This window comes from Paenibacillus sp. SJS-P3 (genome assembly GCF_056711585.1).
Map to the genome: position 1 here is coordinate 899,369 of NZ_CM160043.1, position 19,116 is coordinate 918,484.

Genomic DNA, 19,116 nt, shown 5'->3' on the forward strand with positions numbered 1-19,116 from the left:
CTTGGAATCTCTTCTTTACCACTTCAGCGAAGAGTCCGCGATCAGCCGCTTTGTCCCTCGGCCAAGGCCCGGACGCGACGATCTGCCTGCCGCGGTATGGGCTGTCGACGAAGAGCATAGAGTAAATTATTTCTTTCCGCGGGAATGTCCGCGGATCATCTACAATCGCCAGCCCGGGCTTGATGGGCGGGAGGAGCGGCTGCTCTTCGGCATGTCCGGCGCCTCACGGATTATTCTGGTCGAGAGCCGATGGCTGGAGCGGATTCGGGCCGCGGCTTTGTACCGGTATGATATGCCTGCCGATACATTCCGGATGGAGGACGAAAGCGCGGGCTACTATGTTTCGGATGAGACGGTTGTCCCCCGATCGGTCGATCGCATGCCTGATCTTCTAGGAGAAATCGCGCGCTCCGGCGCGGAGCTGCGCGTAACGCCAAGCCTCTTTCCCGCCAGGGACGCGATCATGCAATCGTCGCTGCGCCAGTTTTCCATCATTCGGTTCCGCAACGCGAGATGAGACTCTTCAGCCGTTTGGCTGAAGGGTCTTTTTTCCTATTTTCAAGGACTAGAAGGTATAAATAATTTGAAAATAGTTGACATAAGTTTAAGGTATATCTATAATTTCGTTGAAATTATGTTTTCGTTCCTTGTTTTACCAAACAAAACAGGAATGAAATCAAGGACAGGCCTGCAAGTCGAGAGAGAGAAAGAAAGAGGCTCTGACAGGGCAGCAAGGAAGCGTCAACCATGTTCATGACGGGAGGAATGGAATTGTCCAGTTCTAGTTGTTCGAGACAGCCATTATTGAAAGCGCTTTTATCGTGGGTGCTGGTTTTCGGTCTGATGACGCCTGCCTTCGGGTCGACGGCCGGAGCTTCTCCAGCGGGAGCATCGGAAGAAGGGAGCGTGACGGAATCCGCATACGGAGGCGTTCCGGATCAGGTATACGGAGGGAATACCTTGTTCTCCTCCTACATTACCGCAGAAGGAGACAAGCTGATGGAGGACGGCAGGGAATACCGCTTTGCCAGCCTCAACTATCCCGGGGCGCTGGGGGACCCGGCATTCTCCCAGGACGACGCCCTGCGCACGATCAAGGCGATGGGCGGGAAAGTGACCCGCTCCTATGTGCCGTCCGTTCTCCGTTATGACGGTTCCAACAAGGACTCGGCCTTCATCCTCGGACCGGATTCCAGCGGCAGGATGCAGTTCAGCGAGGAAGGCTTCGCCAAGATGGACCGCATGCTCGCTCTCGCCAATCAGACCGGCGTCCGGGTCATCATCCCGTTCGTCGATCAATGGCAGTGGGTCGGCGGCATTGAAAGCTACGTCAACTTCGTCCATCCCGGCACGATAACGGGGGATGCGGCGACGGATCCGGACGGCTGGAAGTTCTATACCGACCCGGAGGTCATCGGTCTGTTCAAGCAGGTCGTCCATTACATGATGAACCGCACCAACACGATTACGGGAGTGAAATACAAGGACGACAAGGCGATCCTTGCCTGGGAGACGGGCAACGAGCTGGGCGGCTACAACCAGGACAAGTTCCCGCAGTCATGGACGACGGAAATCGCCCGCTACATCAAGGAGGAGGAGCAGCCGCAGCAGCTGCTGCTCGACGGGCGCTTCTCGATCAACGCCGCATCGCTGACGGACGATCATATCGACATCGTCGGCAATCATTTCTACACCGGCAATTTCATCGACAAGATCAATGCCGACGCAGCCTTGGCCGCAGGCAAGAAACCTTACATTCTGGGCGAGTTCGGGCTCTACACGACCAAGGAGCCGGTTGAAGCCCTGTACAACGCGGCGTTGCAAAACGGCACCTCCGGCATCATGATCTGGTCGCTGAGGCCGCATAAGGAGGACGGCGGATTCTACTGGCATGACGAGGATCCGGGCAACTGGGCTTCGTATCACTGGCCGGGCTTCGCCTCGGGCGATTATTACGGCGAGACGGATATTATCCGGACGGTGTACAACTACGCTCATTACATGAATGCGCTGGATAAAGGCAAGACCTCCGCGGTTCCCGCGATTGCGGCGCCGGAAGGAGCTCCGAGACTGTTCCCGATCGATTCAGTCGCGGACATCAGGTGGCAGGGAGTTGTCGGAGCATCCGGCTACGAGGTGCAGCGCTCCGCCGACGGAATGAATTGGGAGACGGTCGCAGCCGACGCCTCCGACGGAGGACGCGCCGGAACGAAGGCTTTCCACGATGAGCAGGCCATCACCGGCACGTCGTATCAGTACAGGGTACGCGGAGTCAACGAGTCCGGCGTATCGGCGTGGTCCAATGTCGTGAGTACGACGGCGAGACATCTCATCACGGATGAAATTAGCCTCATGCAGAGTCCCAAGGAGAATCGCCAGACGTATGCCTACGACCAGTCCTCCAATGTGTTGAACAAGGCGGACAACTGGAATGAGCTCGGCCAAGGCTTCAAAGCCTATGTCGCCGGCTCGTTGCCGGGCACGCTTACCTATGCGGCGCCTGTTCCGCTGGAGGCGGTGCGTATAAAGACCGAGGGAAGCGGCAAGGTAAGGCTGTTCGTCTCCTCGGTCAACGGAAAGTATGCCGAAATCCAGCCGAGGCTGGCAGACGGGCTGTGGACGGCAGACGGGCTTCCGGCAGAAACCCGGTATGTGAAGCTGGCCATTGACGGCGGCAGCTCCGTTCTGGTCGACCGTGTCGAGCTGGAATACGCCTATGCCGGCCAAGGCTATCGGCCCGTCCCGGCGCCGGTGCGCAGCGGGTTGATCGTAGACCGCAGCTTCGACGGACAGCCGGACTCGGCATCGGGCAATCTGGCCGTTCGCGGGGCTTCCGCCGGCACGGAAGGGCTGCCGGTCCTCAGCCGCCTGGACGGAGAGCATGCGGAGCTTGTGTACGCAGCCGCAGGCGACATGAACTCCTACCGGTTCACCTCGTATGTGAAAGGAGGAGAGGAGCTGCAGCTGTCGGCTTCCATCGACGGCTTGAATTACCAGCCGCTGCAGCCGGCCGTGACCCGCAAGGAGACGGCGGACGGATGGAGCCGCCTCGTCTATGCGGGCTTCGAGCTCCCGGCCGGAACCCGTTACATCAAGGCCGCCTATCCGGCAGGCGGAAGCCCGGAGTCGCCGGCTCTCGCCAAAGCCGATATCGGCTTCGGAGCGGCTCTGATTCCGCTCACGGAAGCTCCGCCCGCGAACGTCCTCGAGGACGGCGAATACGATTACGGCAAGGACGACAGCATCGCGGCCCGGTATGAGCGGGATCAGGATGGCGGCGAGGCGTCGATTGCCCTCGATGCCGCCGCGAAAAACCGCGGCAGCTACGGCGCGAAACTCCAATACGAGCTTGGCTCCGCTTCGTTTGCGGGCTTGAGCAGGCCGATCGGCCATGCCGACCTGTCTTCCTTTGATGCCATGCATGCTTGGGTGAAGCCGGACGGCAGCGGCAACAAGCTCGGCTTCAGGCTCTCCACGGGAGATGGACGGATATGGGAAGCAGCCGCTTCGCTCGGCGGCACGGCGGCGCGTACGCTGGAGGTCAAGCTTGCGGACTTTGCGCTTGCGGCAGGGGATGCGGGCCGAGGCCCGATCGATCTGTCCGACGTAACCGGATTCGGCGTGTATGTGAGCAAGACGGATGGAGCTTCCGCCGCAGCGGGCACGATCGTCGTGGACGACGTGCGGATGGCCAATGCCTCCAAGCTGGACAATTTCGAAGGTTATGGCGGCTACAATGCCCTGGTGCAGAAAGCATTCGCGCGCAACAAGGGCGGCGGAGCGCTGGATGTATCGCTGGACGGCTCGCGCAAATCCGAAGGCGATTATGGCTTGCGGATGGACTACGACTTCAGCGGTCCGGGATATGCGGGAGGCAGCTTCAGCCCCGATTACCTGAAGCTCGATGGTTATGACGGCTTCAGCTTCTGGCTGCAGCCGGACGGGTCGAACAATGAGCTGGCGATTCAGTTCTCCGACGACGCCGGGAAGTTCTGGGAGACGAAGACGGTGTTCCGCGGCAGCGATCCGCGCTTGATGTACGTTCCATTCAGCGCCTTCCGCTACCCGAGCTGGTACGGAGGCAATCCGGACGACCGTCCGGATCCGAACCGGCAGATCAAGACGTTCTCCCTGTATCTCGGCGGATCGCCCGATTCGCTGTCGGCATCGGGTACGCTGTATGTCGACGACATCCAGGGAGCTGACTTTACCGACAGGCTGAACGCGGCGTCCGTGGCCATCCAGGATAGCGGAGCCGTCATCGGGACGCTGCCTTACACCCTCAGGGGCACGGCCAGCGGCGCGGAATTCGTCCGCATCCAGGTCGGCAAGCAGACGTTCCACGCTCCGGTGAAGCCGGACGGAACCTGGTCGTACACCACTTCCAAAATCGCCAATGGCATGAAGGAGGCGACGGCTGCCATCGAGCTGTTTGACGGGACCGTCCTTCACAGCAGCACGGCGGCATTGAACGTGAACGTGCCGGGCAATCCTTATGACGACGGCACTGCGCCTGCTGCGAACAACCGGCTGCTCAATCCGGGCTTCGAGGAGGCGGTCGATGCGGGCGCATGGCCTGTGCTGCCGAAGCACTGGTCCAGCAAAGACGCCGATGGCGCCGAGGTGACGAGCGGCATCGTCAAGCTGGAGGGCGGGGCGCGCAGTGATCAGTATGCTCTCGTCCACTGGAACGACCAAGCCTATGAAGTCACGACTTCGCAGGAAGTCGTTGGCCTCGAGCCCGGCATCTACGAGCTGAAAGCCTGGACGAAGTCCAAGGGCGGCCAGATAACCGCCGAATTGACGGCTGCTGGCGATCAGGGAGCCGTACGGAAGGCGGCGATTCCGCAAGGAGAGAGCTCATGGGCATCCGTTAAGGTATCCGGGCTCGAGGTGCGGGAAGGCAAGCTGGCCGTTGGCTTCCATTCCAAGGATAGCGGGGGCAACTGGATCAAGGTGGACGACGTGTCGTTGATTAAGACCGCTGACCTGCCGGGCGGGGAGCCGACGCCGACGCCGACGCCAACGCCGACGCCAACGCCTGGGGGAGGAGCAACACCGACGCCTGGGGGAGGAGCGACGCCGACGCCTGGAGGAGGAGCGACGCCGACGCCTGGGGGAGGAGCAACGCCGACGCCTGGGGGAGAGTCAACGCCGACGCCTGGAGGAGAGTCAACGCCGACGCCTGGAGGAGGAGCAACGCCGACGCCTGGGGGAGGAGCGACGCCGACGCCTGGAGGAGAGTCAACGCCGACGCCGGGAGGAGCTTGGACACCAGTGCCTAGCGAGACGCCGTCGCCAAGCGCAACACTTTCACCCATCGCCACGCCTGCACCAAGTCTGACGCCGTCGCCAAGCTCCAAGCCAGTCCCTTCCTTTGGCGATTTGGGCGGGACCGATTGGGCGCGTTCCGCCATCAAAGAGATGGCGGCCAAAGGAATCATGCTGGGAGTAGGCGGCGACAAGTTCGCTCCGAACAAACCTCTTACTCGCGCCGAATTCATTACCGCCTTGTTCCGGGCGTTCCAGCTGGATGCTGCCGGATCGATGGCAGGCTTCAGCGACGTGAAGCCCGATACTTGGTATGCCGAGGCGGTGGCGGCTGCTGCCAAGCTGGGCATTGCAGGCGGCACCGGTGCCGGCCAATTCGAGCCGAACCGAGCGATCACACGCGAGGAAATGGCGGTCATGGCCGCGAATGCTCTCAACCATTTGGACCGTCTCAAGTCCGCCGACGTGAATGCGGAGCTCGCGGGCTTCAAGGACCGGGGCGAAATAGCGGTTTATGCCCGCTCTTCGGTCGCGCAGCTGGCTGCCCTCGGAGTCATGAACGGCGCCGGAGGAGACGGGTTTGCGCCGAAGGGCAAGGCTACCCGCGCTCAGGCAGCGGTTATGCTGCAGCGGATGCTGAAGCTGTTTGAATAACGACGCTGAATGACAAGAAGAAAGGCCGCTCCCCGTCATCTGGAGATGAGGGAGCGGCCTTCTTTGTCGAGCCCGAAATTTTACTTTGCCTAGCCGCCATCAAGCCTTCTTTGACGAATAGCAGCCTAATCCCTTGATCGTACATTTCGATCCTAACTGTATTGTGGCAAAGACGGCATCGCAAACCTATCGGACATACGATCCGTTATTGTTGGTCGCCTCGTGCTTGTTTACTGTAAATGAGACAAACTATAAACTTCGACGAACGGCTTCTTCTTGTTGAACTAACGGGCAGTTTAGTTCTTTTACAACATAAGATGCAAATAGAAGTAGCATTAAACAAGGTGTTTTGGTCCAGAAGGATGATTGGACTTTCTTGTTGAATACATTGGTATCCGACAAAAAGCAGAATTCAGAAAAGGGGAATAACGGTATGAATGTTTACTGTAGTGGCGTTTTCAAAGAGATGGATTTGGCGGTTAACTCTATTATCAAGTTGATAGACACATTGAGCGATGAAGATTTGAATATTAAACCGACTGAAGGAAAATGGTCGATTGGAGAGCTGCTCTCACACATTTCAGTTCTATGTAAGGCTGACTTTCTAATTGGAGCCGGAAGTTCGGAGGAGGAGTTGGACCGTTTCTATGAAGAAGCTGAGCCAGAAGCGAATCGCAAGGCAATTGCAGATGCCCTGATTTCCAATTACTCTTATCTAAAAAACGGTATAGCAGGATTAAAGGAAAATGAGTTATTACAGGAAACGACTTCGTTTTTTGGAGTAGTTCATTCGCGTTACGAATGGCTATTAGATACTCAGGCTCACCTGTTTCATCACCGTGGGCAGTTGCACGCGATGATTGTTCACGTTCTTAAGCAGGAACCGAACATCCAACTATTCGAGTAAGTCCAAAGAAAGGATCTCAAATTTTCATTGTGTTGTGCTAACGGAGCACACCATTATGATTACGAAGGATCAGCCCATCATCGCGACCGCGGCGTAGATCATCGGCATAAACGCATTTGTTCAATAATCAAGGAGCAGATTGCCGATGCGGCAGCTGCTCCTTTTATGATGAAGCCTTTTTGATTTACACCTTTTATGCAGTTCTAGTAACGGCTGTTTATCGGCCACCTTGCGCCGCGTTCGATACGGACTCCCATGACTCCCATGCCGCTAGACGATCAGCAAAGGCTTCGCGTATCAAAGGCAAGACCCCCGCACCGACTGCGAACCGAAGAGGCGGGTCTTGGGCATCTACGATTTGGAGAATCGCTTCGGCCGTCGCTTGCGGATCGCCTCGTTCTGCGGTCGCTAAACGGCCTATCACCCGGTCTCTAAGCTCGTCGTAGGCCTCCAATCCCGGGGATCTCTTCATCGACAAGGCGCTTCCAAAATCGGTTGCAAAGGCGCCGGGCTCGAGCAGCGTCACCTTTATGCCGAAGTCTTTTACCTCTTGCGCGAGGCTATCGTGAAGCGCTTCGACCGCCCATTTGGAGGCGCAATAGAAGCCGATGAGCGGTGCGGCCACAAGGCCCATGGCGCTCGATACGCCGAGGATATGCCCGCTGCCCTGTTGCCGAAGCAGCGGCAGGGCGGCTTGGATGACCCGAAGCGTACCGAAGTAATTGGCGTCGAACAGATCGCGGACGTCGGATTCGTCGGCTTCCTCGGTCGTACCGACCAGCGAGTAGCCGGCATTGTTAAGGATGACGTCCAGCCTGCCGAAGTGCGCGTGAGCCTGTCGAACGACCTGTTCCGCCTGACGACGATCCGTTACATCGAGTGCTAGGGGAAGGACGGCGTCACCAAAACGCGCCTTCAGATCGGCGATGCTCTCCAGCGTACGTGCGGTCGCGGCAACCTGATCCCCGCGCGCGAGAGCGGCCTCGGTCCAGATGCGCCCGAATCCGCGAGAAGCTCCTGTAATGAACCAGACTTTGTTTTTCATCGTGTATTCCTCCGTTACTGTTGAGTGGCATTGGTTAAACTTCTGATCCCCGTTCGTTCTTCTCTAATGTTACGACGCAGCCGCTTGATACGGAATTTCAAAAAGGTTAGCATGGTGTTAACTATTGGTTCATGCAAAAAGGAGAGCCGAACTGAAATGAATGAACAATTGAAGACATTTGTCCAAGTGGCGGAGTCCGGAAGCTTCTCTAAGGCAGCCGAGAAGCTGTTCATCTCTACGACAGCCGTGATGAAGCAGATGAACTTGCTGGAAAAGCAAGCCGGAGTTCCTCTCTTCAACCGTACCAACCACGGTGTCCGGCTTACGCAGGCAGGCTCCGCCTTTATTAAGGATGCGGAATTTATGCTGCGGTACTATCGGGAATCGCTCATTCGCATGCATCAAGCCGCGCAGGCGAATCGGCATATGGTTCGGGTGGGCACATCCATGCTCAACCCTTGTAAGGTTTTGATTGATATGTGGAATGGAGTCAGCGACCGATTTCCGCAATTCGGAATCAACATCGTTCATTTCGATGATGATGCACATACGCTCCCGACCACTCTCCGCACGCTTGGCCAATCGTTCGATATCATGGCGGGGCCGTTTCTTACCGATCGCTTGAATGATTGCTATCAAATGCTTGCTTTGGGGAGTTGCCGCGTTTGCTTTGCCGTATCCCGGCACCATAGACTGGCCTCTAAAAAGATTCTTACTGTCCAAGATTTGTACGGGGAAAAGTTAGCCGTGGTAAACGGCGGCGAAAGTAATGCGATCCAAGGCATTTGTGATTTCTTGGTTAGGAATCATCCACGAATACGAATAAAAGAGATTCCGCGCCTCTATGATTTGGATGTGTTCAATCGCTGCGAGGAAAGCAATACGGTGATGCTGACCTTAGAGGCATGGGCAGATATTCATCCATCCTTGTCGACCATTCCAAGCGATTTGGATTTTTCGGTTCCGTATGGTTTGCTATATCCGCTGCATCCGTCCGAGGAGATCCGGCAGTTCATAGAGATCATAAGAGAAATGCAGCCGATTCCAACGCACGGCTGAACGCAAGAAAAGAGCAATCGAAAAGAAATTAGCGGCTGCTTAAAAGGATATATTTAGAGGGAGCCCGAGGATGTGATTCGAGCCTTGATCGAAGGAATGAACCTAGAGGAGGGCATGACGATGCAGGACAATCAGGAACGCGATGAAAAGCTGGAGAACATTACGGGCGTAACTTGTATTTACGTACCCGTGAATGACGTTTACGCGTCGATTCAATGGTATCAAAAAATTTTAGGTTACCTGCCGGCGAACGACGACCAAGTTGAGCCCGGAATGACGACGGCAGTATTAAATGTTCCCGATCAGGCCGGCAACCTGCCTTCGCCCGGGTTAAGGCAAGTCGTCCCTGCGCTGTTCCTTCGCCAATCCGATGAAGCTGGCGGTCGATTGCGCTTTTCATGGTCTTTGGACCAAGGCAGACCTCATGCCATCGCATGCTTCATATCGCCGCGGATCGAGGAACTGCTTGAGCGCTTCAAGAAAAACGGCGTACCTATTATAAGCGAACGGGTCACGAGCGGACCTAACATCACATTCGCGGATCCGGACGGCAACCTTTGGGAAGTCTGGCGACCATAAGTCTCCGCGGGCGAACGTCAATCAGTTTCACTGTCGGGAGATGATGAAATAACCAGGGAGCAGATCGCGGGCTGTTTCTGCTCCTGATTTTCTTTGAAGTAGGGCAGGATAATGCATTAAAAGCTGACTGCTAGACTGCCATACCCCCATGAATATAAATCTTTACTTGGTTCGTGCAATGCCGAATGTATGTGTTGTCATTATACAATTTGCTCAACATAACCCCGCCTTCTATCAGAGCGATTATTACACTGCTTGCGGCCTCCACTTCGATTTCGCTTCGAAACTGCTTCCGCCTAATGCCTTCCTTGATGATTTCCCCAAGACTCGTCATGAGTTCATTCATTGCATGCTGGGCTCTTTGTTTTAACATAGGGTGGCCGTCGTCATTCTCAACAGCGGTATTCAATATGGGGCAGCCGCCTTCCCATATATTTTGTTCAACCACCTGGATATAAACATCACAAATAGCCAGTATTTTTTCTGCTGGCTCGGACCGCTCAGATATTGCCTCTGTCAAGAGACCTTTTAATTTAGCAAACATGTAGTCAAATGCGCTTAGCGCAATTTCATCTTTACTTTCGAAATGATTATAGATGCCCCCCTTGCGTACATTGGCACGCTCGATAATGTCCGACAGAGATGTACCTGCATACCCTTTTGTATTAAAGAGCTCGGCGGATTGGCGAATAATATGTTCTTTCGTAACTTGTCCTTTTCCCACAGCGATCCCTCTTTCAAAAAATACCGATTGGTCTTAAATTAGCATAGTTTCCTTTTGCATTCAATGCGAGCTGGAAAATTATGCTTGCTCTGTACGTTGGGCTATGTTAAATTAAAACAGACCGGTCGGTATTAAAATGGAAAGGATGATTGAAATGGGTATGTCGTTTCAACACATACGAAACGCTACGTCGGTATTAATCGTGAACGGCAAAAAGATATTGATCGATCCTATGTTAAGTGATCCAGGCGAGCTCCCGCCGGTTCCGTTCACTCGTACGCTTCGCCGAAACCCGTTAACGCCTTTACCTGTTCCGCTTCATTTTTTCGAACAGATGGACGCCCTACTTCTGACACATCGCCATTTTGACCATTTGGATAAGAAGGCCCTGTCCATATTGAATAAAAAATTGCCTGTCTTTTGTCAGCCCGAGGATCAGGCCTTCCTGCAGACAGCGGGATTTATGCATGTACATGCTATTCAGCAATCGTATGAATGGTGCGGCATTCAGATGAAACGTATAAAAGGACAGCATGCTCCTGGCTTCGCCGCCAAGCTGCTAGGCCCGGTATCCGGGTATATTGTAAGCACAGCAGAGGATGGTTCCATTTATATCGTTGGCGACTGCATCTACACACCCGCTATTAAAGAGACCTTCCTGAACTATCAACCGAATATTGCGATATTAAATACGCCCCGTGCACAGATGTTGTTAGGGACTATCATCACAATGACTGCAGAAGATATCCTTCGTCTTGCAGAATTGTCTCCAACCACGAGATTTATTGCCGTACATATGGATGCCATCAGCCATTGCACATTCAAGCGAGAGCACCTCCGGTCTTTCCTGAAGGAACGAGGATTGGAGCAAGTTGCTATTGTACCTGATGACGGGGAGGTTATGGATCTTTAATTTATTTAGGAATTGATTTATGACTCGTGTGCTGCGCTAAACATTCCTGTTGAGCCTATTGAACGAATTACCACTTCGCATCTCGTCGTAGGAATCGACATGGCCAAAGAAACGCATGTAGCTCAACGAATTTTGGATGACGGAGTTACATCCGTCCGCTCCAGTCCAATTGCAACGGCTTATTGTATAGGGTTGTTTTGCGCTGCATTCGAGACAGTCTCCCAGCCTTCCCAGGCAGCTAGACGGTCAGCATAGATGCCGCGTTTTTCGTTTGATAGACTGGCAGCGGTGACGTTAAGCCTACGGGCAGGTTAACGCAGGGATTCGTTTTTGATAAAGTTATAGTAAGTAAGAAATAAAACTAAAATTTGGAGGAAACGAATGAAAGCTTCTAAACTTCGACCATTCATTCCATCAGGCAAAGATTATGCATTAGCACAGAGTTTTTTTGAAGATCTTGGTTTTGAGAAATTGTACTCAGACAACGGATTAAGTATCTTCAGAATCGGGGAACAGGAATTTTTTCTTCAGAATTTCCACAACCAGGAATTCCAAAATAATTACATGGTAGAACTTGTTGTCGATGACCTTGATGCGTGGTGGTCACATATACAAGAAGTTACTTTTGAAAAGAATTATCCTATTAGGGTTAAAGAGCCAACCGTCTATCCTTGGGGAAAACGTGAGATAAACTTAATTGATCCAGCTGGTGTTTGCTGGCATATTTCAGAAGCAAAGAATTGAGTTTATCAAACGATAAATTATTCTGCGGTTCATATGCTCCAAATGGCTGCTGTGATTCTTTCCATAACGAACGGAAGCATGGACGTTTCTCAACTAACGGGATACGCTAGTTTAAAGGTAGTCCAAATGAATAAAATGAGTGAAAATAATAGGATTAAGAAAAATCAACTGCTCTTCCATTTATGAGTATTGCAGGAGTGCTATTACATCGTAGGGTAGCTTGTTAATGTTGAATAAGCATAGGCAACCTTTTTAGCAAAATTAAGAGGAGGCTCTACGGATTGAAAATGAATATATAACAGGTTTGGTTGAATAAATATCCAATGATTATGTAATGCGCTTACGATGATCCCTTGTTGAACCAATGCCCTATTAAATGCATACACCTCTTCTTCTAAAATTGCTACTTCACCTATATTGAGAGCATTTCCTGTCTCGTCTAAAGATTCAAACAAAACATTTGCGAGTAAAAAACCTTTACTTGGACGTCCCATTATCATTACTGGAAAGTTCCGTTTTAACGAAACAGAGCATACACCATTTTCAAACTTACCCTTCCCTTTTAAAATTTGACCAAATTGTTGACAAATCATTTGGTGTCCATTCAAATCTATCACCCTTTTTTAAGTATTGATGATTTAAATCTTATCTTTGGTGACGTAATATAAAGTAATATATGACACTTGGATCGATTTTATGAAGGTTAGATTATATTACTAATCATATGTTGTAACCGCAGACTTTCGGTTCACTAAACCACTAAGTTCATCCTTTCATAATTATATAATTTATAAAAGAATGTGAAAGATTGTACGTAAAGTAACGGAGAACGATAGTTAAATTAACCGCCTTTTCAAAGGGCGGTTTTATTTTTGGGGTAAAAAACAACATTAAGATTTAACATAGCCTAAAATTAAAGAAGGGAGCGTTCCTCAGTCGCTATGACTTGGGAATGCTCCCTTCTTTTTATGTTTTCGTGAAGTGCTTATCTCGGGAAGGTCTAGAATGATGGATGCGACGCATAGGGGATCTGTAGAATATGGGCTGAAGCGGATTCGTCTGCTTTCGGTCAAGGTAGGCCGAGGCACCTGAAGCAGGGGAGCTTTCATGTTAAGCCCGCACTCCAAGTCCTCGTGTTTCTTCGGCTATAACCGTTCTTTCCATATCCTACCCTCGCAGCCTGCAAGTATAGTAGGTGCAGGACAAAAAGCGGGAGTGAGCCATGAACATGAACATATCCGTAGAGCCGTGCGGCCTGAACCGCAAATTTATTCTGATGAATCTGTATCCGCTGTATCTGCATGATCTGGCCGGAATCCGCGAAGTTATGCCGAACCGCTGCGGTGTATTTGAAGAGGATGACGGAATCCGGACACTGCAGGAGCAGCAGGGCGAATTCGACATCTGGTGGGAAAAGGAAGGCCTTTTGTTCCCCTATCTGATCATGGCGGACGGACTTCCCGCCGGCTTCGCGCTCATTGCTTCCGGGCCGTACACCGAGTCCGGCAGCGATTATATGATGAACGAGTTCTTCATCCTTAGGCCATACCGAGGCAAAGGTATCGGTGAAGCAGCGGCTAGCGAGCTGTTCCGGCAGCATTCCGGAAGCTGGTCGCTGTTCACGACGCCGGGCGAGCGCAACCGGGGCTCCATTGCCTTCTGGCGGAAGTCGCTGGACCGCCATGCGGGGGAAGACGGATATACGGAGGAGGATCTGGATCTGGAGCACTTTGGCTGCAGCAAGCTGTTCCTCTTCTCATCGGCAGCGGAAACTTCCGGGGGAGTGCTTGAAGGAATAAAACAGGCCGTAGATGCTCCCGAATCCTCCACTTGGATGCTGGCCGAATCCACGGAAGCGTCTGTCGGATCACCCGCTGAGCCGCTTGGGGAATGTGTGAAACCGCCAGCTGGCTCCGTCGCCGAATTGCCTGCGGAATCTGCGGAACCGCCCGGCCAAGCCACAGCCTGCTCCACCGATGTCCGCAAGGCATCCATGGCCGACTTGCCGGCTATAGCCGCTCTGGATGCCAAGGTAATCGGCCATGGCGGACGGCTCGCCGAGCTCGAGAAGCATGTGCGCAGCGGCAACTGCCTCGCTTCTCTGCGAGAGGGCCGCCTAGCGGGCTTCGCCGCGCATGACCGGTCCTTTTTCGGGCAGCGGTTCCTGCAGCTGATCATTGTCGATCCGGACAACCGCCGGAGCGGAGTCGGCCGCAGTCTAATGGCGGCTTGGGAGGCCGGGTTCCCTGGAGAGAAGCTGTTCACCTCCACCAACGAGTCCAACATGCCGATGCAGCTGCTGTGCGAAGCGATGGGCTACGTCCGCAGCGGGATTGTCGACAACCTGGACGAAGGCGATCCCGAGATCATTTATTGCAGGCCTCCGGTTGCCTGAGCGACCCTTGTCTGGTACGGTTAAGCATGCAGACAAGCCAGGGTGCGAGCCAGTATCGGCTGGTTCGAACGGCGGACCCTGGCCTCATGGACGAGATTTGGAGGGATGATCGATGGACAGCAAGGAGCGGTTTTCCAGCCGTGTGGATAACTATGAGAAATACCGGCCGAGCTACCCGGCGCAAGCGGTAGACTACATCATCAGCCGTGGCGGGCTCAAGGAAGATTCTCCGGTAGCGGATATCGGTGCCGGAACGGGCATCTTCTCCGGGCTGCTGCTGGAGCGGCAGCTCCGGGTCATGGCCGTGGAGCCCAATCCGGATATGGCCAAGGCGGCCTGGACCAAGCTCGGTCCCGACGAGCGGTTCGGCCTGATGCTGTCGCCTGCGGAGGATACGGGAATGGCCGAGGATTCCGTCGAAGCGATCGTAAGTGCGCAGGCTTTCCACTGGTTCGACCAGGCTGCCGCGCAGGTGGAATTTCGCCGCATCCTGAAGACTGAAGGACGCGCGTTCCTGATCTGGAACTCGCGCGTGCTTGCAGGCACGCCTTTTCTGGAAAGGTACGAGGCGCTGCTGCATAAGTACGGGACGGACTATGCGAGCGTAAACCACCGCAACGTCTCTCCGGAAGCGCTGCAGGCTTTCTTCCGCGAGGGAACGATGGAATTGCAGACTTTCCCTAACCGGCAGATCTTCGATTACGACGGCGTGAAGGGCCGCCTGCTGTCTTCCTCGTACGCTCCCGCCGAGGGACAGCCCGGGCACGAGGAGATGCTGGATGAGCTGCGGCAGATCTTCGACGAGACGCAGCAGGACGGAACGGTCAGCTTTGACTACGAGACAGAAGTGTACAGCGGGCTTCTTTAGTCAGCTTTGACTACGAGACAGAAGTGTACAGCGGGCTCCTCTAGCCAAGGTTTGGATCCGGACGAGCCGGCTGAGAAGCGGATACGCTCCTTTCGGCATGTGCTCCGCCTGGAAGGAAGTTGACATATCCGCCGGGATTCGCTAAAGTGATAGCGATAAAGTGCGTTGAAGGGAATCAGTAGCGCCCGAGCGACATCGCTCTAGAGAGCCGGCGGTTGGTGCAAGCCGGTGCGGGGTCGGGCTGCGAATTACATCCTGGAGCATCCGCGTCCGAACCTGCCTGAGGCAGAAGGACCCGGACGGCAGCCGGCCGTTACCCGGCAGAGCGGAGCATTCTCGTCCCCGTACGGGAAGCTCAACATAGGGTGGTACCGCGATGACTCGTCCCTGTCTTTGGACAGGGAGGGGTCTTTCTTTTTGTCCATGAGCACGGGTCGCTGGTGCTGGCGGCATTCCCCATCAATCAGGATCAGCTGCAACACTCATTCAATCAAGTGGAGGGAACAGACATGGCACAAGAGCAAGCTGCGGCCGTCAATCCGGAACTGCTGGAGGACCTGGAATACCGGGGCCTGGTGTACCAGGTGACGAACCGCGAGGAACTGAGCAAAAAGATGAGCGAAGGCCGCGTCACGCTGTACTGCGGCTTCGACCCGACGGCAGACAGCCTGCATATCGGCAGCCTGCTGCCGATCCTGACGCTGCGCCGCTTCCAGCTGGCGGGCCATAACTCCATCGCCCTCGTCGGCGGCGGCACCGGCCTCATCGGCGATCCGAGCGGCCGCTCCACCGAGCGCTCGCTCAACACGGACGACACGGTCGCGAACTGGACCAAGAGCCTGCAAAACCAGCTGTCGCGCTTCCTCGACTTCGAGGCCGCGGGCAATCCGGCGAAGCTCGTCAGCAACTACGACTGGCTCGCGCCGCTCGACATCATCACTTTCCTGCGCGACATCGGCAAGAACTTCACGGTCAACTACATGCTGGCCAAGGACTCCGTCGATTCGCGTCTCGCGAACGGCATTTCCTTCACGGAGTTCAGCTACATGATCCTGCAGGCGTACGACTTCTTCAAGCTGAACCGCGACCATGGCGTCAACCTGCAGCTGGGCGGCAGCGATCAGTGGGGCAACATCACCGCAGGCCTGGACCTGATCGGCAAAATGGGCGGAAGCGACGCTTACGGCATCACGATGCCGCTCGTCACGAAGAGCGACGGCAAGAAATTCGGCAAGTCCGAATCCGGAGCCGTGTGGCTGGACCGGGGCAAGACGAGCGCATACCAGTTCTACCAGTTCTGGATCAACACGGATGACAGCGACGTCATCCGCTTCCTGAAGTACTTCACCTTCCTCTCCCGCGAGGAGATCGCGGCGCTGGAGCAGGCGGTCGCGGCGCAGCCGGAGAAGCGCGAGGCCCAGCGCGAGCTCGCCCGCCAGGTGACCAAGCTCGTGCACGGAGAGGATGCCGTCGAGAGCGCCGAGAAGATTACGGCTGCGCTGTTCTCCGGCGACGTCACGCAGCTCAGCGAGGACGAGCTGGTCGAGGCGCTGCAGGACATGCCGACGACCGTCATGGGCGAGGCTGCCGAAACCGGCCTGATCGACCTGCTCGTCGAGGCGAAGGCCGCTCCTTCCCGCCGCCAGGCCAAGCAGGACATCGAGAGCGGCGCCGTCTACGTGAACGGCGTCAAGCAGACCGGCATCGACACGATGCTGACGTCGGAGCAGCGCCTGCATGGACGCTACGTCGTGCTGCGCCGCGGCAAGAAGAATTACTACCTCGTGAAGTTCGAATAGAACGGCTTCAGCCCGCACCGGCATCCAGCCGGGCGGGCTTTTTCCATGCCCCAAAATCCGCTCTCGGCAAAAGGCGGCTCTCGGGTGCAGACTTCTCCTCCGCCTCGCGAAGCTCGCCGAATGCCTTGCTGCGTGAAGCCGGGCTGCTGGCCCGGTCAAGGATACAGCTTAGCCATCTCGCGGTAATCGGACCAGAGACGGCTCAGAACCCAGCCCTCCGCTGTCCGGACGGCGGTCGATTCTCCGGGGACGTTGCAGGGCTGGACCTTTCCGCTGTCTTCGGTCACCTTTACAACAACGATATATTTCAGGTCGTAGGAGTCTTTCGCATCCTTGACCGCTTCGATCTTCATTTGTGTTGCCTTTGCCTCCAGATCGGCTTTGTTATAGGCTGCAATCCGGACAGGCATAGCCGTTTCCAAGTTGGCCTCCAGCTTTTTGAGCAGCTCCTCGGTGACAAGAGGCTTGAGCAGGCTGCCGCGTTCTTTGATCATCGAGTAATCATCTTCCGGAATATCGCCATGCTTGACGTCGTACTGAATGTGAATGGCCTTATCCAGAACGGATATGGCATCCGCTTCATCTGACCCGGCTCCGGAGCAGGCGGTCAATAAAGCTGCAATCAGGCTCAAGGCCAGCACGATGCGTGTCGTTTTCATTGGATGTCCTCCCCGATTTGATCTTAAACGTAACGAAGAATTGCGGTTCCGGTTGCGAATTTCCCGAGGACATCTTCCATGTGCTTCCATGTTTCTGCGACGCCAGAATAGGAATGGTTGCCATTTCTTGCAACCAAAATTTTCATTCATAAGAGAAATGGGGATGAGAAAGTCTGAAAAAATTTGAAAAAAGTTGAAGGAACCTTTACACTTAAAGGAAAGAAGACGAACCGGATAGGGTCGTAAAACCTAAGGGGTGAGCATCATCAAAAAGGTCACGCTGCAAATGATTGCCGATAAATTGAGCGTCTCCAAAGCCTTGGTCTCCAAGGCGCTCTCCGGAGACAGCGCCGTCAACGAGGTGACACGCGAGATCATCTGGAAAACGGCCGAGGAGGAAGGCTACCGGATCAAGGGGAGCAAGCGGCTCGGCAGCTCCTCCCTGACGGGCAATCTCGCGGTTCTCATGCCCCGCGCCTATCTGGACGACCCCGAGTATTGGGGCAAGATCATCAAGGGCATCGACGCGGAGCTCGCCAAGCAGACGTACAGCATGGTGCTCTCCAGCATCGACGTGACGATGCGGGTGAAGGACGGCATGCCAACCGCCATCACCGAGCGCAAGGTCGACGGAGTCATCGTGCTGGGCCAGCTGCCGGAAGCCTATACCGACCAGCTGACCAAGCGCAAGCTTCCGTTCGTGCTGGTCGATCCGGACGCCCAGCATCCCGATATGGACCAGGTGCTTGCGAACAACTACCTCGGCGCTTACCAGGCCGTGCAGGCGCTGCTGGCGGAAGGCCACCGCAGGCTTGGTTTTGCCGGAGACGCCTTTACGACCTGGAGCTTCTCCGAGCGCCAGCGGGGCTTCGCGGAAGCAATCGCCGTGCACAACCGCCGCCAGCCGGCCGACCCGGCCGAGGCCGTCATGATCGAGGGCATGGGCGTCAGCGGCAGCGGCATGTATACCCAGCCGGCGTTCGCGGCCGAGCTGGGCGCCGAGCTGCACGCGGAGCGCAGGCTTACGGCGCTTTTCTGCGCCAACGATCTCATCGCCTTCGACGCGCTCAACCTGATCGGCAAGATAGGACTGTCTTGTCCGCGCGATCTGTCCGTCGTCGGCTTCGACGACCTCACGCTCGCTGAGCTCAACCAGCCCAAGCTGACGACCGTCAGCGTGCCCAAGGAAGAGATCGGTGCGAGGGCGGCCCAGCTCGTGCTGGGGAGGATCGGAGAGCCCGAGCGGCTGCCGGAGCTCGTCATGCTGTCGACGTCGTTGATCAAGAGGGAGTCGACAGCTCCGCCGGCCGGGGCGGCGGTTGCCGCTGCGGGCGAGACGGAGACGGCAGAGGCGTAGCGGGCAGAGGCGTAGCGGGCAGGTCAGGAAGACAGGGCCGGCAGGCGCCCTGTCTTTTTTTAATTCCGTCAGCCAGCCTGCTGCTGCAGGAAATGCGGAGGCCTGCTTTGTAATAAAATAAAAGGAAAATGTGGAAGAGCAA

Annotated in this window: 15 protein-coding genes and 1 other annotated feature; of the genes, 11 read left to right on the forward strand and 4 right to left on the reverse strand. The window is 55.2% G+C overall.

Features of this window, described 5'->3' with window-relative positions; translation table 11 throughout:
* The first annotated feature begins 1 nt into the window (after position 1).
* From AC06G8_RS04105 to AC06G8_RS04115, 3 genes are all read left to right on the forward strand, one after another.
* The gene (locus AC06G8_RS04105; RefSeq protein ID WP_447662435.1) at positions 2-517 is read left to right on the forward strand and encodes a DUF6886 family protein; all 516 of its coding nucleotides are present in this window, start codon (positions 2-4) and stop codon (positions 515-517) included.
* Positions 518-804: 287 nt separating this feature from the next.
* Entirely contained in the window at positions 805-5,925 is a 5,121-nt protein-coding gene (locus AC06G8_RS04110; protein WP_480284460.1) for an S-layer homology domain-containing protein, read from the forward strand.
* A 376-nt stretch (positions 5,926-6,301) separates the two neighbouring features.
* Positions 6,302-6,832 (forward strand): DinB family protein, encoded by a 531-nt coding sequence (locus AC06G8_RS04115; protein ID WP_480284461.1) that lies wholly within the window; start codon positions 6,302-6,304, stop codon positions 6,830-6,832.
* Between the two features lie 217 nt (positions 6,833-7,049).
* Here AC06G8_RS04115 and AC06G8_RS04120 read toward each other — a convergent pair whose 3' ends face one another.
* Positions 7,050-7,877: an SDR family NAD(P)-dependent oxidoreductase gene (locus tag AC06G8_RS04120; protein WP_480284462.1), complete on the reverse strand. Its 828-nt coding sequence runs from the start codon at positions 7,875-7,877 to the stop codon at positions 7,050-7,052.
* A gap of 156 nt (positions 7,878-8,033) precedes the next feature.
* On the opposite strand from AC06G8_RS04120, the gene AC06G8_RS04125 reads away from it, so the two are divergent.
* Both AC06G8_RS04125 and AC06G8_RS04130 read left to right on the forward strand, forming a co-directional pair.
* A complete protein-coding gene (locus AC06G8_RS04125) occupies positions 8,034-8,936 on the forward strand; it encodes a LysR family transcriptional regulator (protein ID WP_480284463.1) in 903 nt (300 codons plus the stop codon).
* 84 nt (positions 8,937-9,020) lie between these two features.
* On the forward strand, positions 9,021-9,515 hold the full coding sequence (locus tag AC06G8_RS04130; RefSeq protein ID WP_084781601.1) for a VOC family protein: 495 nt from the start codon (positions 9,021-9,023) through the stop codon (positions 9,513-9,515).
* Between the two features lie 130 nt (positions 9,516-9,645).
* Here AC06G8_RS04130 and AC06G8_RS04135 read toward each other — a convergent pair whose 3' ends face one another.
* Positions 9,646-10,239, reverse strand: a complete 594-nt coding sequence (locus AC06G8_RS04135) for a TetR/AcrR family transcriptional regulator (protein WP_480284464.1) — start codon at positions 10,237-10,239, stop codon at positions 9,646-9,648.
* 154 nt (positions 10,240-10,393) lie between these two features.
* Here AC06G8_RS04135 and AC06G8_RS04140 point away from each other — a divergent pair, with 154 nt between their 5' ends.
* Both AC06G8_RS04140 and AC06G8_RS04145 read left to right on the forward strand, forming a co-directional pair.
* The gene (locus tag AC06G8_RS04140; protein WP_480284465.1) at positions 10,394-11,152 is read left to right on the forward strand and encodes an MBL fold metallo-hydrolase; all 759 of its coding nucleotides are present in this window, start codon (positions 10,394-10,396) and stop codon (positions 11,150-11,152) included.
* Between the two features lie 381 nt (positions 11,153-11,533).
* Positions 11,534-11,896 (forward strand): VOC family protein, encoded by a 363-nt coding sequence (locus AC06G8_RS04145; protein WP_480284466.1) that lies wholly within the window; start codon positions 11,534-11,536, stop codon positions 11,894-11,896.
* A 203-nt stretch (positions 11,897-12,099) separates the two neighbouring features.
* Here AC06G8_RS04145 and AC06G8_RS04150 read toward each other — a convergent pair whose 3' ends face one another.
* Positions 12,100-12,504 (reverse strand): DUF1259 domain-containing protein, encoded by a 405-nt coding sequence (locus tag AC06G8_RS04150; RefSeq protein WP_480284467.1) that lies wholly within the window; start codon positions 12,502-12,504, stop codon positions 12,100-12,102.
* A 620-nt stretch (positions 12,505-13,124) separates the two neighbouring features.
* Between AC06G8_RS04150 and AC06G8_RS04155 the strand changes: the two genes are divergently transcribed.
* From AC06G8_RS04155 to tyrS, 3 genes are all read left to right on the forward strand, one after another.
* Positions 13,125-14,291: a GNAT family N-acetyltransferase gene (locus tag AC06G8_RS04155; RefSeq protein ID WP_480284468.1), complete on the forward strand. Its 1,167-nt coding sequence runs from the start codon at positions 13,125-13,127 to the stop codon at positions 14,289-14,291.
* 112 nt (positions 14,292-14,403) lie between these two features.
* The gene (locus tag AC06G8_RS04160; protein ID WP_480284469.1) at positions 14,404-15,159 is read left to right on the forward strand and encodes a class I SAM-dependent methyltransferase; all 756 of its coding nucleotides are present in this window, start codon (positions 14,404-14,406) and stop codon (positions 15,157-15,159) included.
* A gap of 156 nt (positions 15,160-15,315) precedes the next feature.
* Positions 15,316-15,551, forward strand: a binding site (T-box leader).
* Between the two features lie 117 nt (positions 15,552-15,668).
* Positions 15,669-16,958 (forward strand): tyrosine--tRNA ligase, encoded by a 1,290-nt coding sequence (gene tyrS, locus AC06G8_RS04165; protein ID WP_447662442.1) that lies wholly within the window; start codon positions 15,669-15,671, stop codon positions 16,956-16,958.
* Between the two features lie 155 nt (positions 16,959-17,113).
* Here the strand turns inward: tyrS and AC06G8_RS04170 are convergent, their stop codons facing one another.
* Complete coding sequence (locus tag AC06G8_RS04170; RefSeq protein WP_480284470.1) at positions 17,114-17,617, reverse strand: hypothetical protein; 504 nt, start codon at positions 17,615-17,617, stop codon at positions 17,114-17,116.
* A gap of 256 nt (positions 17,618-17,873) precedes the next feature.
* On the opposite strand from AC06G8_RS04170, the gene AC06G8_RS04175 reads away from it, so the two are divergent.
* Complete coding sequence (locus AC06G8_RS04175) at positions 17,874-18,974, forward strand: LacI family DNA-binding transcriptional regulator (protein ID WP_480284471.1); 1,101 nt, start codon at positions 17,874-17,876, stop codon at positions 18,972-18,974.
* The last annotated feature ends 142 nt before the right edge of the window (positions 18,975-19,116 follow it).

Bases quoted from the DNA above. Each gene is read 5' to 3' on its own strand.
- AC06G8_RS04120 (WP_480284462.1), bottom strand. From the start codon at position 7,877: ATGAAAAACAAAGTCTGGTTCATTACAGGAGCTTCTCGCGGATTCGGG.
- AC06G8_RS04125 (WP_480284463.1), top strand. From the start codon at position 8,034: ATGAATGAACAATTGAAGACATTTGTCCAAGTGGCGGAGTCCGGAAGC.
- AC06G8_RS04140 (WP_480284465.1), top strand. From the start codon at position 10,394: ATGGGTATGTCGTTTCAACACATACGAAACGCTACGTCGGTATTAATC.
- AC06G8_RS04145 (WP_480284466.1), top strand. From the start codon at position 11,534: ATGAAAGCTTCTAAACTTCGACCATTCATTCCATCAGGCAAAGATTAT.
- AC06G8_RS04155 (WP_480284468.1), top strand. From the start codon at position 13,125: ATGAACATATCCGTAGAGCCGTGCGGCCTGAACCGCAAATTTATTCTG.
- AC06G8_RS04160 (WP_480284469.1), top strand. From the start codon at position 14,404: ATGGACAGCAAGGAGCGGTTTTCCAGCCGTGTGGATAACTATGAGAAA.
- tyrS (WP_447662442.1), top strand. From the start codon at position 15,669: ATGGCACAAGAGCAAGCTGCGGCCGTCAATCCGGAACTGCTGGAGGAC.
- AC06G8_RS04170 (WP_480284470.1), bottom strand. From the start codon at position 17,617: ATGAAAACGACACGCATCGTGCTGGCCTTGAGCCTGATTGCAGCTTTA.